The 15,971-nt window shown below is 57.2% G+C and carries 13 protein-coding genes and 1 tRNA gene; 4 read left to right on the top strand and 10 right to left on the bottom strand.

All coding sequences use genetic code 11. The features are described from left to right. Positions 1-203: 203 nt before the first annotated feature. Positions 204-1,571 carry a sodium-dependent transporter gene (locus LPW11_RS13320; RefSeq protein WP_230994363.1) on the top strand — a complete coding sequence of 456 codons (1,368 nt, stop codon included), beginning with the start codon at positions 204-206 and terminating at the stop codon, positions 1,569-1,571. Between the two features lie 285 nt (positions 1,572-1,856). Here LPW11_RS13320 and LPW11_RS13315 read toward each other — a convergent pair whose 3' ends face one another. From LPW11_RS13315 to LPW11_RS13285, 7 genes are all read right to left on the bottom strand, one after another. Beyond that, on the bottom strand, positions 1,857-3,476 hold the full coding sequence (locus LPW11_RS13315; protein ID WP_230994362.1) for a mechanosensitive ion channel family protein: 1,620 nt from the start codon (positions 3,474-3,476) through the stop codon (positions 1,857-1,859). 403 nt (positions 3,477-3,879) lie between these two features. Further along, the gene (locus LPW11_RS13310; protein ID WP_230994361.1) at positions 3,880-4,296 is read right to left on the bottom strand and encodes a DUF350 domain-containing protein; all 417 of its coding nucleotides are present in this window, start codon (positions 4,294-4,296) and stop codon (positions 3,880-3,882) included. Then, entirely contained in the window at positions 4,293-5,432 is a 1,140-nt protein-coding gene (locus tag LPW11_RS13305; protein WP_230994360.1) for a glutathionylspermidine synthase family protein, read from the bottom strand. The genes LPW11_RS13310 and LPW11_RS13305 overlap by 4 nt, the downstream gene beginning before the upstream one ends. Continuing rightward, positions 5,432-6,700 carry a hypothetical protein gene (locus LPW11_RS13300; protein ID WP_230994359.1) on the bottom strand — a complete coding sequence of 423 codons (1,269 nt, stop codon included), beginning with the start codon at positions 6,698-6,700 and terminating at the stop codon, positions 5,432-5,434. The genes LPW11_RS13305 and LPW11_RS13300 overlap by 1 nt, the downstream gene beginning before the upstream one ends. A 57-nt stretch (positions 6,701-6,757) precedes the next feature. Continuing rightward, positions 6,758-7,258, bottom strand: coding sequence for a DUF4830 domain-containing protein (locus LPW11_RS13295; RefSeq protein WP_230994358.1), 501 nt, complete (start codon positions 7,256-7,258; stop codon positions 6,758-6,760). A gap of 341 nt (positions 7,259-7,599) precedes the next feature. Further along, positions 7,600-8,595, bottom strand: a complete 996-nt coding sequence (locus LPW11_RS13290; protein ID WP_230994357.1) for an IS30 family transposase — start codon at positions 8,593-8,595, stop codon at positions 7,600-7,602. 282 nt (positions 8,596-8,877) lie between these two features. Then, a complete protein-coding gene (locus LPW11_RS13285) occupies positions 8,878-10,026 on the bottom strand; it encodes a sensor histidine kinase (RefSeq protein WP_230994356.1) in 1,149 nt (382 codons plus the stop codon). A 469-nt stretch (positions 10,027-10,495) separates the two neighbouring features. Between LPW11_RS13285 and LPW11_RS13280 the strand changes: the two genes are divergently transcribed. From LPW11_RS13280 to LPW11_RS22365, 3 genes are all read left to right on the top strand, one after another. After that, positions 10,496-11,413, top strand: a complete 918-nt coding sequence (locus LPW11_RS13280) for a DMT family transporter (protein WP_230994355.1) — start codon at positions 10,496-10,498, stop codon at positions 11,411-11,413. A 214-nt stretch (positions 11,414-11,627) separates the two neighbouring features. Next, entirely contained in the window at positions 11,628-12,560 is a 933-nt protein-coding gene (locus LPW11_RS13275; protein WP_230994354.1) for a hypothetical protein, read from the top strand. Between the two features lie 630 nt (positions 12,561-13,190). Further along, positions 13,191-13,325, top strand: a complete 135-nt coding sequence (locus LPW11_RS22365) for a hypothetical protein (protein WP_269145341.1) — start codon at positions 13,191-13,193, stop codon at positions 13,323-13,325. Between the two features lie 220 nt (positions 13,326-13,545). Here LPW11_RS22365 and LPW11_RS13270 read toward each other — a convergent pair. The 3 genes from LPW11_RS13270 to LPW11_RS13260 form a co-directional block, all read right to left on the bottom strand. Continuing rightward, a tRNA-Gln gene (locus LPW11_RS13270) sits at positions 13,546-13,620 on the bottom strand. 11 nt (positions 13,621-13,631) lie between these two features. Beyond that, positions 13,632-14,489 (bottom strand): 4-(cytidine 5'-diphospho)-2-C-methyl-D-erythritol kinase, encoded by an 858-nt coding sequence (gene ispE / locus LPW11_RS13265; protein ID WP_230994353.1) that lies wholly within the window; start codon positions 14,487-14,489, stop codon positions 13,632-13,634. Positions 14,490-14,714: 225 nt separating this feature from the next. Continuing rightward, positions 14,715-15,965: a putative nucleotidyltransferase substrate binding domain-containing protein gene (locus tag LPW11_RS13260; RefSeq protein WP_230994352.1), complete on the bottom strand. Its 1,251-nt coding sequence runs from the start codon at positions 15,963-15,965 to the stop codon at positions 14,715-14,717. Positions 15,966-15,971 lie beyond the last annotated feature (6 nt).

Below are 15,971 nucleotides of genomic sequence, written 5' to 3'. Positions count from 1 at the left end.
TCCACGACGTTACAGCCCCCCACCTCCGTCATCGCAAATCTTTGTCACTGCTCATTTTTGGACGAATTTTTTCTCCGATGGCACCAACCTCCAAGATGCCTCTTGCCAATATGCAGCGGCAACATGTATGCTGCCGCGCAACTGGTGTTTCGCACAATTAAACAGCGAATACCTGCAATGAATCTTTGAGAGGTTGGTCTGGGATGAAGAAATCGGAAAGTGTGAAACACCGGGACGTTTTTACATCGGGATTTGGCGTTCTCGCCGCGACACTCGGGTCGGCGGTGGGGCTTGGCAACATCTGGAAGTTCCCGGCGCTCGCCGGCCTGAACGGCGGCGCCGCCTTTCTCATCATCTATCTCGTTTCGACACTGATGACGGGGCTGCCGGTGATGATAGCAGAGCTCATGCTCGGCCGCCGCTCCCGCTCGGACGCACTTACCACCTTCCGGGTCCTGCACCCGCAGCGGGAGACATGGGGGCTCATCGGCGCCGTCGGCGTCCTCTCCGCCTTCCTGATCCTCGCCTTCTACACAGAAGTGGCCGGCTGGGTCTTTGCCTATGTCTTCAAGTCCGCCACCGGAGCGGTGCTCTCCAGCGACCCCAAGGTCACCTCCGCCGCCTTCCAGAGCCTCATCGCAGACCCGTTCCAGTCCGTCTTCTGGCAGTGCCTGGTGATCCTGTTCGTCGGCTTCATCATCGTACTCGGCGTGTCCAAGGGGATCGAGAAGACCACGAAGCGGCTCATGCCCGTCCTTTTCCTCATCCTCCTGATGATCGGGATCCGGAGCCTCACCCTTTCCGGCGCAACACAGGGCTTGAGCTTCCTCTTCACCCCCGATTTCTCCAAGGTCACCGGCTCCGTCGTCCTCACTGCAATGGGGCTCGCATTCTTCAAGCTCTCCGTCGGGATGGGGACGATGATCACCTACGGGAGTTACTTTACCCACGACCAGAACGTCCCGATGACGGCACTGCGCGTAATGCTCGCCGATCTCACCGTCTCCATCCTGGCAGGTATCGCCATCTTCCCCGCGGTCTTCACCTACGGCTTCAAGCCGGAAGCCGGGCCCGCGCTTCTTTTCATCACCATCCCCGCAGTCTTCTCGCAGATGCCCTTCGGCAACGTCTTCGTCGTTCTCTTTTTTGTCCTGGGAGCAATCGCCTCGACAGGAGCGATGCTCTCCATCATGGAAGTTCCGGTCGCCTACCTGCACCACCGCCTCGGCTGGTCGCGGTTGAAGTCGACCGCGGTGACCGCCACGCTCCTGGCGCTCATCGGTTCCACCGCAGCCCTCTCCAACAGCACGCTCGCTGGATTCAAGATCCTTGGCATGACGATGTTCGACCTCTACGACTTCCTGACATCGAATCTTCTCATGCCGCTCGGGGGACTCTTCCTGTGCCTCTTTGCCGGATGGGTCTGGGGGGAGAAACAGGTACGCAGTGCCCTCACGAACGACGGGACTCTCGCCAACCGCCGTGTGGTGAGCTTCTTCCTCTTCCAGGTCAAATACGTCGCGCCGGCCATCATCACGATCATTCTCCTGCGCGGGCTCAAGCTCATCTAAGTGAAAGAGGCTGGTCTGCTAAGAGCAGAAAAAGGCTTTTGCCTCACAGACGAAAAGAGGGTTAGCAGTGTGGTTGCTAACCCTCTTTGGCCGGACAATGAATTGAGAGGTAGGGGGTAAGTCCAAAATCAAGGGCGTCCCCCTCCCCAGCCTCCCCCCGCAGTTCTCCGACCTCGTCCGACCTCGATGGACATCCTCCTCGTCCTTTTCCCCTTCCCCATTCGGCGAATCCCCAAATGCAAAGCCTGACCCCGCTGAGTCTGACCCCGCCTCACGTGACCTACATCACGTTGACACAGGCGGCGTCGCCGGGGGGGCGTACCACTGCTCCTTCGGAACCGTTGCCGGGCAGGCAGGGTCGAGCATGTAGTGGGGGGACATGATCTGCACCCCAAACTCGTTGAAGAGGTCCTGGATGTTCTGGTGCAGGTGTGAATAAATCACCGGCATCTCCTCCGGGACATCGGTATAGGCATTGAGCTCGTAGCGGATGTAGAAATCATCCAGCCCCGTCTGCAGTACGAAAGGGAGAGGTTCCCTCAGCACCCCTGGAGTCCGCTCGGCCGCCTGCAGCAGCAAGGCATGTACCTGGCGCCAGGGCGTCGTGTACCCGATGGTGACGGAGGTGTGGAGGATCAGGCCATGCAGACGCGCCAGAGAGGTGTAATTTATCACGTGGCTGTTGAGGAGGACCGCGTTGGGAAAGACTACCTCCTCGTTCTTGAAGGTGCGCAGATGGGTGACCAAAAGCCGCGTCCTGGTGACCTCGCCGATCAGTTCCCCCACTTTGATCCAGTCTCCCTGCAGGTAGGCACGCCGGTAGGTCATGTCGAGACCCGCGACGACGTTTGAGACTGTCGAAGTGGAGCCGAGGGAGAGAAGCACCCCGATAAAGATTGAAATGCCCTTGAAGGCTGGGGATTGCGAGCCGGGGAAGTAGGGGAAGGCGACGACCGCCACGAAGGCGATGAAGAGAAATCTGGCGATCTTGTATGTCGGTTTCGCCCATTCACGATAGAAGCCGGCGAAGGTTATGTTTCCCCGCTCCACCTCTATCGCAATAACCTTCATGAACTTGAGAGCGTACTTGCTGACTACGGCGAGGACGATGAGAAAGATCAGGTTGGGGATATACTCCACAACTTTCAGCTGCATCGTCTTTACCGGGACGAGGACGTACTGGAGGATGCCATTGCTGAAGGGTCGGCTCCACGGAAGCGCGTCGAGGACGAAGGTGGTGTAAATATAGAGGAGTACCAGAACCAACACGAGCCGGATGGCACGCATCACGGTGCCAAAGAGCGCCCTCACCTCCTCCAGGTTGAGCAACTCGAACTTCTGGAGCCGGATAGGTCGGAACATTTGCGCTGCTGAAAGGGTCACAAGCCAGCGAAACAGCATACGGACCAACAAAAGTGCTACCAGCAGGGCGGCGGTGGCGATGCCGCACATGATGATGCCGTGCGCTATCGCCTTCGGTGCGCGTTCCTGCCGATAGCGGTCGATCGCGGCCCGGATCCTGGCGGCATGCTGGGAGGCGAGCTGCTGACGCGTTACCCCCGCGGTACGGGCATCCGTGTCGTAGACAGACATGATGAAACGCTGCCCCGCCACCACTTCCGTCGAGATATCGGTCTCCTCCGTGGTAATGGTATCGATGCGCAGGGAGTAATCTTGAGCGGCCTTTGCTATACGCTCGCTGATTTTCGCTGCCCGCTCGTCCGCGGAATACCTGTGGTAGGCCGGGATGGAAAAGATGGCAACCCTTTCCAGCATGACAGGAGCCGTCTTCACCGCGCCCTGCTCGGAGCCCTTTGCAGGGAGTGCCGCGCTCTCTGCAAAGAGGTGGCATGACAGGCTCAGCACCGCTATCAGAGTTGACATAAGGAGCAGCGTGCGTGTCATCCAATGCCTCCGCAACTTCGGCGATGGACTCAGTGATACTTTTTATCACCTATTTAACAGTGATTTTACTACAGCAGTGAATGACGCGCTCAAAAGCGCCTCTCTTTCTGTGTCGTGGGGCTCAGTCTGTGTCTGTGGAGTCAGGCTTTGCATTTGGGGATTTGGTGATGAGATCTTCGGGGAGAGAGAGGCCCGCCATAAAAAAGGCTTTTCTAAACGACCCATTTCCTCAATATCGATCAAGGTCGCATAGACGATTCTGGATGCCTTTTCTACATAACATTTACCGCGACCGCACAAAGGGTGAAGAGATTGCCAGGACAGTCGGATGGAGAGGTGAGGGATAGATCCCACAGATCAAAGGGGTCCCTCTCCGCAAAGGCAGCAGGTACCGCATTTCCCTTCAGTACGTCATGCTGGCAGCATTGAGGATCCCCGCGGCCATCGATGCGACGCCCAGGAGGACGGCGGGGGCGGGGTCGTTGGCGGCTATCCCCCTGCAGAGATCGGAAAAGCAAATACGCAGCGCCAGAAAGACCGCTATCTGGATTACCAGCGCGATCAGCGACCACACGACCATGTCGAGCAGTGAAACGCTGTGGGCTATGGCACTGGCGACAGGGATGACGAAACAAAGGAGCGCTCCGCTGAAGCTTAGCGCCGGTGCCACCTTCCCCTCGCGGATCAGTCGCAGCTCCGGGTATGGCGTGACTCTCAGGTACACCACTGAGAAGGCCAGCACCAGTATCACTGCGGAGAGGAAGTGCAGCAGGAAGTCGTTTGCTCCTCCCAACGATTCTGCCAAGGTTACCGAGTTCATATCGAATCCTCCACGAAATAGTGCGGAATGAACCTACTGCCGTTGGTGGTGATTTCGCTGCAGTCCTCACGAATCCCGATACCGGCGGGGTCGCCACCTATGACCCACGACCCGATCACCGGAAAGTTCCCGTCGAAGTCCGGAAGCGGCGCGTAGCGCTGAAAGATGTACCCTTCCCTGCCGTAGGTCCCGGACGTGCTCACCACGCCCCCTCCCCGGATTATCTCCACGTTTCCCCCCTCGCGCGACAGGAGCGGCTTGCGCACATGATCTCCCTGGAGGGGCGTCTCATCGAAGGTCGCCTCGAGGAGGTTTGGGTGCCCCTCGAAGAGCTGCCAGAGAATGGGGAGTATCCCCTTGTTGCTGAGTACCATCTTCCACGCCGGCTCGATCACGCGCAGATTGGCCTCAGCGAGACAGGGACCGAATTCCTCCCGAACCATCCACTCCCATGGGTACAGCTTGAAGAGGGTGCGGATCGGCTCCTCGTCCAGGCCGACGAACTGCCGCGTCACCTGGTTCCACCCGATCTCCTCCATGAAGAGGCGGTGGGTTTCAAAACCGCCCTGCACCGCGGTGTCGCGCAGGTACTCCACGTTTCCCAGGTCCTCCATGCTGCCAGCGGCGCAGGCGAAGTGGATGGGGTCGCGCAGCACGTACGGCCAGCTCCGCCAAAAGGAGATGAGCTTTTCATGGATGGAGTTGAACTGATCCGCCTGCGGGTGGGTGTCCTGGAGCCAGAACCACTGCACCACGCTTGCCTCCAACAGCGAGGTGGGGGTATCCGCGTTGTACTCGAGGAGTTTTGGGGGGCCGCTGCCATCCCAACTGAGATCGAAGCGTCCGTAGAGGGAGGGCTCGTCCATCTCCCATGAGGCGATGAGCTTCGGAACGAAGGCTTGCGGGATCGCCAGCCGGGAGAAGAGATTGCGACGGATGACCTCCTCCACCGCCTGGATGCAGAGGGACTGCAGCTCTGCCGTGGCCAGGTCCAGGGTGTCGATTTCGCTCCGGGTGAATTCGTAGCAGGCGGATTCGTCCCAGTAGATCTCATCGTCGATGGTGTGGTAGAGCATTCCCACCGACTCCACCCGCTCCCGCCACTCTGCACGTGGCTCGACCGCAAGCCGCCTCATCAGCCCCCCCCGAAGGATGCGTGGAATCGACCGAGTGACCCGAATCCGCCGCGGCTAATCGTTTGCACACCGACCGCACGTGTCGCTCTGCCGCCCCCACTCTGGTAGCGCGGCCGGTAGTAGCGCACGCCGCCGTGGCTGCCAGAAGTCGGGGCCTCCTCGCAGTTGTCTTCGCCCCAGTCATCCGTGCAGTCTTTGCGGGTGGCGTAGAGGAAGTGGCGGCTTTCCCCGTAGCTCATCACCGCCAGCGTCCCCATGAGAACGAGGGACACCTGAAGCGAGCGCCTCGGCAACACGGTACGCACAGGGCCACTGGCTGCGGCGGCCGGTTCTCCGCGCGCTACCTTATCCCACGTCGAAAGCCGCGGGTAAAAATCCCAGAAGTAGAGCACGCCGACCAACAGGAAGACGTAAAAGTCGAGCATGTTGGCGAACATGAGGAGGAGCACGAGGCCAAGCGCAGCGACCGCAGTTGAGGTGACTGCGCAGCGGAATGCCTTGTCACCAAGCTGTTTCAGCCGATTGGTGACAGTGTCCCTTCCGGCACTCTCAACGCCATTTGTGGGAGCCCAGGCGCGCAAAAGGAGGTATGCGAGTATCGCGAGGACGATGCATGCGAAGCGGGGGAGATCAGCTGAAAAGGTTGGTGCCAGGCCGGTAAAGGCGTTTTCAGAGATCCCGGCGGTAAAGATAGCGACGACACCGAAGAGAATGAAGAGCCCCGCCATCATCAGGTAGGACGAAGCCGCCTCTTCAAAGTAGGTGATGGCTAAAGCGTGGGGGGATTTAGCTCCGTGCTTTCGAAGATGAATGCTGGCCGCATAGCGCTCTATTTCAGAAGCTTCCACCTCGTGAATGAGGAAACCCCGCACCGTTACCGATTCGCGAAGGTTCTTCGCGGTCCCAGGACATAAACGGATCTTTTGCTCACTGGCGGTGGCTATCAAGGCATCAGCCGGGATTTCCTTTCGCCCTAAGAGACCCTTTTTGACAACGCGATCAGGAGCAAAGGTGAACTCACGGGTAAACAGGCAATCGCCGACATACCAGGCGCCGTAGGCGAGGAATATCACCCCTATAACTTCGAATGCTGCGAGATCCCCGACGAAAAAAGGAATAACGGACGAAAAGAGGACCAAGGAGAAAAGGACCACCAGCACCTTTTTCCACGGATCATACACCACCGTAAAAGACGCTCCCTCCGGCTCCACAGGCTCGTCTCTCTGCTCCAGTCTTATCTTTTCCGGCTCTTTTTTCTCAAAACCCATCAATAATCCTTTAGTGGAGCACCTGTCGCATCGGTTCAAGATGAAGGAGGATTTCAGCTATATTATTTTCGGATCGTTCACAGCAATCCATGGTGAATTCATAATTCCCAGCGAGAGATAGTCCCGGAGCTGAGTAGTCTCTCTGGCAGAGACATAAGCTCCGACGGTAACGTGATCAGCGGAGACCACCCAGAGGTCCAGCAACAACCCCATGGGGGGGGGCACTCGGCTGTCCACGTCATCCTGTGGGAGAGCCCCGGGGGGATAGTACCTTTCCTCTATACTGTATCTGGTTACGGATACAGTCTGGCCCGCATAGGGAGCCAAATCATAACCAGCCTCTTTACACAGTGCCTCTTTCACACTCCACTCCGCATCCGTAAAGTGCAGGGGCAACGTGAGGGAAGTGGTATCTGGTTGTCCTTCTACCATCAGGCTGTATTTCTGAATAACGTCCGTTCCCACGGGTTGAGAAGAAGGCGCACCTGAGCTGCCGCCGCAGCCACTGATCAAGGCAAAGAACAACAAGCATGTCAGCACATATATCGTGTTTTTCATCCAATCTCCCGTACACAACTTTATTTCGAACTGTCGTCGGACGTAGCACGCTAGCTGCAGCGGTATGTCAGTACATATGCCGCTGAAGAATGTTTAGAGAGAGGTCCACAAGGCTATGGACCAGGCGCAGAACTTTAAATTAAACCCACAATCTGCACAAGCGAAAACAGGCAGGGCGGATAGAGTAGAGAGCAGGTGTTACCCTGTCCTCCCTCATCAAACCGGAGGTGCAGTTTTCCCGCATCCGGCTTTCCGATGTTCTTCACCGCAAGGCATGCGCTTTCGTCCAACCAGCTGACTGGGCACTTTGATCAGGCCGTACTTCTCATTCCTGGGTGAATTCAAGTTGTAAATGCACCACCGAATGATGCACGCAGAACTTCCGCAGGAGTCCGGTAGCCGAGGCACTTTCGTGGTCGATCGTTGACCTGTTTCACGACCTGCTGAATTTCTTCCTCTGATAGGGTCCTGAAGTCGAACCCCTTCGGAAAGTAGTGCCGCAAGATGCCGTTTGTGTTCTCATTGGTGCCACGCTGCCAAGACGCATAAGGATCCGCGAAATACACGGTAAGCCCTGTCTTAGTTTCCAGATCTTTGAATTCCGCAAACTCACTACCGTTATCAACGGTTACTGTCTGGCAGAGGATCTCGGGCAGAGGGCTGAAGCACCTCGCGCTATGATCCGTCATGGTTGCGGCCCTTCTGTCTGCGAGTCTTGCGGCAAGTAAAAAGCGGCTCTTGCGCTCAACGTACGTGGCAAGGTTTCCTGCGCCTTTCGCACCGTGCAGCGTGTCGCCTTCCCAGTCCCCAAATCGTTCTCTGGTACCAACTACTGCCGGCCTCTCCTTAATTGAGACTCGACCCGGAATGAACCGCCGTCCTGCGCAGTAGCGCGTTTGCCTACGGCGATTCCGCCTCCGACGGCGAAGATGCTTGTGAAGCTCGCCACCTTCTCTGGCGTCTAGGTAAATCCAGCGGTAGATGGTTTCATGACTGATGCGCATCGCCCGGTCCATTGGGAAATCCATTTTGAGCCTGGCGGCAATGGCTTCAGGTGGCCAATCCAGCATCAATTTCTCTTCAACGTAAGCGACCAGATCGGCGTTGTCCTGCCGCCGGAAAGACCTGGGCTGGTGACGACGTTTAAGCGCAGTGCCATGCGTGAAGGTGTACCAGTAAACTCCATCGGGGTATGTCGGGCCGTTGCGCGCAATCTCGCGCATGATGCTTGTGTGATGGCGTCCAAGCCTACGGCCGATTTCGCGAAGGCTAAATTTCGCCACCTTCAAATGGCTGATGACATATCGCTCATTTTCTGTAAGATGCGTGTGGGACATGGCGGGCTCCTCCTGGGGTATGTGTTGGTCGCGCTTCACACACTACCAGATTTGCCTGTCATGTCCTGCTTTTACATCAACTGGTGCAATTAAGAATAGAATCCACCCTGCTACTGCAGGATCTGCGGGGTCAGGCTTTGTATTTGGGGATTTGGTGATGGGATCGCGCGTCCGGGACAGGCATTGACGTGCACCAAAACCTGCATCCGAAACGACAGGAGGGATAGCACCTCATGCTGCTAACACTCCAGGGGGAAGGTGGCTTGTTCGGGGACGAGGAGATCAGACTGCAGACGTTGAAGTCATTTCACACTCTATTCTGAATTCTGCACCGCCCGGGATGTTCCGCACCAGGAGCTTTCCACCCATATCGTTCTCAACGATGGACTTGCAGATGAACAGGCCGATCCCGGTGCCACGTTCAGGGCCCTTGGTCGTGAAGTAAGGCTCGAAGATCTTGTTCAGGATCTTTTCGGGAATGCCGCCGGCATTGTCGGAAATGGTGATGACGCCCCTGCCATTTTCTGTATCGGTGGTGATGATGATCTTCCCGGAGGTTGCCACCCGCTCGACGAATGCGTCTCGGGCGTTAAGCAGGATGTTCAGTAGCACCTGGCCGAACTGGTTGGGGTACCCCACAATGACCGGATCGACCCGAACCTGTACTTCGATGACGATATTAAAGCTTTTGAAATAATCCTCCGTCAGCTTCATCACCCTGGAGATAACGTCGCTGGTGCGAAATTTCACCTTCTCCTTGTCGGGCTTCAGGTAGTTCCGGAAGTCATCGATGGTTTCAGACATGTGCTTGATGATTTCCATCGACTTTTGCGTCGATTTGTTCAAAGCGTCGGCAGTCAGTTCGCCCGCATCATGCAGCATAGGCAAGGACTGAACGGTCAAGCCGAGGGCATTGAGAGGCTGACGCCACTGGTGGGCGATGTTGTTGATCATCTCGCCCATGGCCGCCTGCCGGCTCTGCTGCGCCAGCAACAACTCCTTTCTCCGCAACTCCTCCGTCCGTTCCTGAACCAGCCTCTCAAGTTCGTCGTGTGACCGCTGCAGGTCCTGTTTCTGTTTCTGTACCGTCCGGCGGTGACGGTGCATCCCCTCCGCAATCAGGCCGATGCCAAACCCGCTGAGCACAAAAAGGGCAAGTCGCGCGACCTCCTGCTCGACAACCACCGATTCGGCAGGAAGGATGACGAAACCAAAGGCAACCCCGAGGAAGGTGACGAGCAATGCTGGCCCCATGCCACCGAACGCTGCGGCAACGACGATCCCCAGGTAGAAGGTTATGTATGGGGGTTTGACCCCCAATAGAGGGATGAGTGCCACGCGCAAACCGATCGCGCCGGCTGCAGCAAGAAGCCCGATGCCATAGCGGCGGATAAAAGAGGTTTCCTCTTGCGGAATTTGCAGACTAACCACAACCCTTCCTCCTGTGGTCTGCAGCAGCAAATGCACTGGGCGGGAGGCGAAGCCGGCTCAATCAACTGATCAGCTTCTCCTGAGGCCACGGCTGACTCTGGTACGGTTGACGTAACCAGAAGCCCCCGGCGCCCGTGTTCGAGCAGTTCCAGCCTCGATGAAATTATACCTGATGGCTTCTCATGCAAGAAACTGTGGGGTCAGGCTTTGCATTTGGGGATTTGACGCAAGAACTGTGGGCTCAGGCTTCGCATTTGAGGGTTTGACGATAAGACCTGCGGATCTTCGATGCCGGAGGGGTTCAACCTGAGTCACGCTGCCGCGTCCGCACCCCCTGCTCCCGAAGCAGGTGCACTTACGGACATAACTTTCACAGGCGATGCAATGTTTTTGACATTCGCGGAAAAAAGATGGAGCATTAGGCCCCGCGCCCACCGTGGTGCGCCCGAATAAGAGCGGAAGGAAGCGCATGAAAGCCAAAACCCTCAAATCTGACCTCTTACTCCTCCTCATCGCAGCGATCTGGGGCGGCGGGTTCGTCGCACAGCGAAAGGGACTCGACTTCCTCGGCCCCTTTACCTACAACGGGGTACGCTTTGCACTGGGCAGCCTCTCCTTGCTACCCCTGGTGTACCTGAAACGTCGCCAGCAGGCTCCCTACCACGGCGCCCTGCCGCGGGGTGGCCCGCGCGCACACCTGTATGGCGGGCTCACGGCTGGGGCCGCGCTCTTCCTGGGGGCGTCACTGCAGCAGGTCGGCATCGCCTACACTACCGCCGGAAACGCTGGATTTATCACCGGCCTCTATGTCGTTTTGGTACCGCTGCTGGGCTGCCTCTGGGGACAGCGGCCGAGTACTGGCACCTGGCTAGGTGCTATCCTGGCGGCCGTCGGCCTCTTCTTTCTGAGTGTCACCGACCGGTTCACCATGGGATTTGGCGATCTGCTGGAATTGGCCGGCGCCTTTTTCTGGGCCGGGCACGTGCTCCTGATCGGCTGGCTCTCCCCGCGACTGGACGCCTTCAAGCTCTCTGCACTGCAATTTGCCGTCTGTTCGGTGCTGAGCCTGATCACGGCGTTCATCTTCGAGCCGGTAACCGTGACGGCCATCTGCGCCGCATGGCGTCCCATCCTCTACGGTGGTCTGATCTCCGTGGGCTTTGCCTACACCATGCAGGTGGTCGCGCAGCGAGACGCCCATCCCGCGCATACCGCCGTCATCCTGAGTGCCGAGGGAGTGTTCGCCGCCATCTGGGGGTGGTGCTTCCTCGGGGAGATACTGGGCCCCCGCGGCTTCCTCGGTTGCACCCTCATGCTCGCCGGCATGCTCTGCTCCGAGCTGTGGCCTCTGGTGCTCCAGGTGAAAAGCAGGGTCCGCACTGCGTGATGTCGCAAACCGGATCGGGAGCAGAAAGAGGACAGGCTACTTTCTGAAAAGTAGCCTGTCCTCTTCTCTTCCCCGCGAATCTAGTGTTCGTGTCCCGGGAGTCCCCTTGCGCCTGCAGTTGGACATTAGGCGATCCGGCCTCACGGAGTAACTGGAAAATCTGGCGTTAGGCCCGATCAAACTCATCACCCTAATGCACCAGAACAGGAGCGCCATGAACAAGCATCTAGTTTATGTAGACCAAAATATAGTGGGGTTACTTGTTGAGCGAAAACTTCACATGCCGAGATTCCCAGAGATTTGTTGGGTATATTCGAAGGAGCACTTTGCTGAGATTCGAAGATCTTCTGATCCCAAACAATACCTGTCTGCACTAGAAGACATGGATGCAAAGTTACTTGACCTCGAGCTGAATGCTCGATTGAAAATATCTGGGACTGCCAAATTAATGCAAGACGGAAGTCCTTTGCATCATTATAATTCTTATATTGAATCTACCAGTGGATTTGGAGACTACCAAAATCTCTTCGACCCATTCGTGGCATGGGTGAACGGCGGCAGCGACGAAGGTCCATTCAGAGAACTTCCTGCTACACTTGCCGCAGCGTTTTTTAATCTGACTAAAGATTTACCATCTCAGCAGGGGTTCATTGCTAGATTAGACTCTATCACTACAGGATTCGCTGCAATGATTGAAGAGATGTTGAAAACAGGCAACGACATCATAAAAACTAGGAAAGCATTCGGTGACGGCAAAGGGGCTATTGGTTCAATCAGTGGTCAAAATCAGCTACTGAAGATTTGGGAGATCGTTCGCCCATCATGCCCAGGGATGAGCCTCGATCAATTCTTTGGATTTGATCCTATTGAGAAGGAAGGATACGATGAGTGGCCAATTTATCTTGGCATAATAGGTTGTTGTTCTGTAATGGATATACTTGGATTTCAGGCAGAAAGGAAATGTCGAAAGCTACAAAAAGTCCCTAATGTCATGAGTGATGCGAAACATATCGCAAACGGCGCTTTTTGTACTGCTATCTTGTCGCAAGACAAAAGATTGATTTGTCGGGCAAGGGCAATCTATGAATATAAGGGGATAGCAAGTGTACCTCTGCTAATCGGCGACGGAGAAAATGTCGGCAGGTAAGGGTGGCAGAACGCACAAAATGTACAACAGGCCTGGGGGATGAAGAGGGACGCCCATAAGTTCATAAGCTTTCTAAAGGGGAAAGAGAAGGAAAGGGCGTATACGAGAAGTTGTATCGCTTTCCAGACGCAGAAGTGGGGGATAACTGGCGGCTACAGCGAGATCGAGGCAGTTGCCCCCGTAATGATCGCGCGTCAGAATCTGCATCATCTCACAAAAGCGAAGAGGGTTAGCACCGTTCAGTGCTAACCCTCTTTTATTACTGGCTGGGGCGCCAGGATTCGAACCTGGGAATGCCGGAATCAAAATTTTCATTGGGACAATTTTTGCCAGCAATTTGCGAGCATAACCACTTGATCACAGCACATCTCATTTTACCCCGGATGATCGTGCAAGGGCAAAAATGGTGGCTTTTTGGGTGGCACTGCTCCAAATTTGCTCCAAAAACGTGGGATACAGTATCTGCTTGGGCGATAAAAGCCCTGCTTCCGTTGAACGATCTGTGGCCATACCTTTCGTGTCGCATTGGCACCCGAGTAAAGCTTTTTGCGTCACGAAAGTTGCTTTTAGCGTCACGAAGGGCTATATAACGTCACAAATACCATTTTCGTGACGCAAAGGGCAGCCATCGTGCCGAAGCAACTTTCCGAGCAAGAATTACGGCAGATAGAGAATGTCGTCGCCGCAGCACCTCATGGGGTGACGATCTCCGACCTGGAGGCGGCCCTTGCTGCCGGGGGACTGAAGAGGGACGCCCAGGACTGAAGAGGGACGCCCATAAGTTCATAAGTTTTCTAAAGGGGAAAGAGAAGGAAAGCGCGTATATAAGAAGTTGTATCGCTTTCCAGAAGCAGAAGTGAGGGATAATTGGCGGCTACAGCGAGATCGAGGCAGTTGCCCCCGTAATGATCGCGCGTCAGAATCTGCATCATCTCACAAAAGCGAAGAGGGTTAGCACCTTGTGGTGCTAACCCTCTTTTATTACTGGCTGGGGCGCCAGGATTCGAACCTGGGAATGCCGGAATCAAAATCCGGTGCCTTACCGCTTGGCGACGCCCCAATAATATTCTTTTATAACGTTTCTACGGCTACTGACAACCAGCCATGACGCTTGCCTATTTCGGCGGCGGCGGCTTTGGCAGTTTTTTCTTCTTCAAAAAGGGCGAAGACTGTTGAGCCGCTGCCGGACATCAACGACCCTGCAGCACCTACCGTCAGGAGCTCTTCCTTCAGCGCCGGCAATGCCGGGTACCGCTCGAAACTCACCTGCTCCAGATCGTTCGACAGTATCGCGCAAACATCGCCTACTCCGCCGTACAGCCGGGGAATATTAGCAGCGACCTTCTCACCTGTCAATCTCAAACTTTGATAGACCCAGCCGGTGGAGATGTGTATCCCGGGATTGACGAGCACGACCCACAGCTTCGGCATCCCTTCGAGCGCGGTCAGCCGGTCGCCGATACCTTCGGCTATGGCGGTCTTCTTGAAGATGAAAAACGGCACGTCGGCGCCGAGCTTGACGCCGATCTCGCGTAGCCGCTCCTCGGAGAGGGAAAGATCCAGGAGCTCGTTTACTCCCATCAGCACGGTCGCGGCGTCGGAGCTGCCCCCTCCGAGGCCGGCGCCGATCGGGATCTTCTTGGTGATGGAGATGTCGATCCCGCCTTTCCAGGGGGAAAGCGCCAGCAGCGCGTTCGCGGCGCGCCACGCGATGTTCCCCTCTCCGTCCGGTGCGCCGGGGGTGTTGCAGACTACGCGGATTCCGGGCGTCTCGGTCAGCGCTATTTCCACGTCGTCGCAAAGGTTCACCCTCTGCATCACCATACGGAGGTCGTGGTAGCCGTCCTCACGGCGGCGCAGCACGTCGAGACGGTAGTTCACCTTTGCAGGCGCTTTCAGTTGGAGCTTCTTTTTTGCTTTCTGCGTCATCCTTCTTATCCTTTGGCTTTTTATCTGGCGGGTACTCCAGCCTTCAGAACTGCGGGAGTTTTGGGGCAACTCAGAGTGAAGCCCCGTTGGGTGAATGGCCTAGCAAAGGCAAATCCCCCCTGTCCCCCCTTCGCAAAGGGGGGAACGTAAGGCCACCCCCCACTCCGTCAAGGGGACACATACCCGGAATTTCCGGAAAACCATTCACGAACAGGGCCGCAGCGGCTACCCCACTTCTGCCTGCTCGGTGAGCGCGACTCGCAACACTTCGGCCGGCTTTCGCTTTTGCGTCGCCAGCACGCGTCGCGTGGCTTTTTGCAACCGCCGCACTGATTCGAGCCCCGCGCGCAGACGCTGCTGCTCGGCGGGCGTCAGCTCCGCCGGATCCACATACGGCGGCTGCAGTGCGATTTCCTTGCGGATCTTCAGAGTTCCGAAGAGATCGTGGGCATCGGAAAGGGCGCGGGCGAGATCCTCTTCCAGCGCCCCGATTGCCTCCAAGGCCTCGATCCGCCCTGCCGTCGGGGCGGCCTCGAGCCCGTGCTGGACCGCGAGGAAGCGCACGAGGGAGACCAGAGGGCGCATGGCGTGAGCTGTGAGATCGACGCACCCGGCATGGACGCCGCTCCGCTCCAGCCGCACGTTTCCGGCTATGGTGAGAGCGAGGTCGGCACCGATCGCCCGCTGCGCCATCGACTGATATGCTTCTGTTCCGCGCGCTCTCTCCAGCGTCGCCTGGGCCTGGCGCAGCGCCTGCTCCCCTACCCCATGGTCCCCCGCTATGAAGCGCAGATCCGCGAGAAGCTCCAGTCGCCGGGAGGGCTCGTCGGAAGCGATTCCATCGTCCCCCGCCACCCAGCATTCCCAATCCCCGTACGAGCCGCGCCACAGGACCTTCCCGAGGAAGTCGGCGGCGTTGCGCCCGATGAGGCTGCACTGCTGCAAAATGGCTAGGATGCGGTAGGCAAACTGGTTGAAATAGTCGGCGGGATCTCCGTTCCATATCAGGAAGTAGCGGGACGCGTCCTCGAGAGTCTGCTCGCGCCGTCCCGCCATGCCGGAGGCTAGGAGCGCGTAGGGCGCCGGGGGGCGGCCCAGGTCGTTCAGCTCCAGCCCCTCTTCCGCGAGAAGAAGGGTCCTGCGGATCAGCCTCTCGCGCCACACGTTGCAGAAACTGTAAAAGCCGGAGACGGAGCCGCGCCTGACGAAGTAGGCGGAAACGAGCCGCTCGAAGCTGTTCATGAGAGGGGGGAGCTGGTCGACGAACTGCGAGAAGCTGAGCTCGGAGAGGAGCCTCCCGAGAGAGGCCGCAGCCCCTTCCTCGAACGTCACCTCTTCGGCGACCCACTCCTTCAGATGCTGGATCAATTCCAGCGTCTGCGTCGGGTCGAGCCGGCGGGTGCGCTCGTAGAGACTCTTTTTCAGCACCGCCAGAAGCTCGGTTTCAGGGGGAACTCCCCCCGGGACGGCAGCCACAATAAC

This window comes from Geomonas sp. RF6, assembly GCF_021044625.1.
Taxonomy (GTDB): Bacteria; Desulfobacterota; Desulfuromonadia; order Geobacterales; family Geobacteraceae; genus RF6.
The sequence above is the reverse complement of the archived record's forward strand: the minus strand, read 5'-3'. Positions and strand labels throughout refer to the sequence as shown.